Genomic DNA, 402 nt, shown 5'->3' with positions numbered 1-402 from the left:
AGAAATGACAAGCACATCGTGCTACTTTTTCCTTTGCGCAAGGTGATTCAACTTTAACGCTACGCGTTAAGTGTCACCTCATAAATTTGGAAAATATCTGATAATATTTTTTAAGTCTTTCGTCGTTGCTATCTACTTTAGCTATTAACTTCTGTCGCTTGTTTCTGTCACAAAACGCGTTTGGCGTTGTATGGTTAAGCCTCACGGGTAATTAGTACAAGTTAGCTTAATGGCTCACACCACTTCCACATCTTGCCTATCAACGTTGTAGTCTTCAACGGCCCTTCAGAGACTTTAAAAGTCTAGTGAGAAATCATCTCGAGGCCTGCTTCGCGCTTAGATGCTTTCAGCGCTTATCAGTTCCGAACGTAGCTACCGGGCAATGCCCTTGGAATGACACCC

1 rRNA gene is annotated in these 402 nt (G+C 42.8%); it reads right to left on the bottom strand.

The window, feature by feature from the left end:
- Positions 1-190 precede the first annotated feature (190 nt).
- Positions 191-402: ribosomal RNA gene (locus CWC17_RS19275) — 23S ribosomal RNA — on the bottom strand; the annotation flags it as partial.

The sequence above is a fragment of the Pseudoalteromonas sp. S3785 genome (genome assembly GCF_005887365.1).
Classification (GTDB): domain Bacteria; phylum Pseudomonadota; class Gammaproteobacteria; order Enterobacterales; family Alteromonadaceae; genus Pseudoalteromonas.
This window is presented reverse-complemented; position numbering and strand designations above follow the sequence as displayed.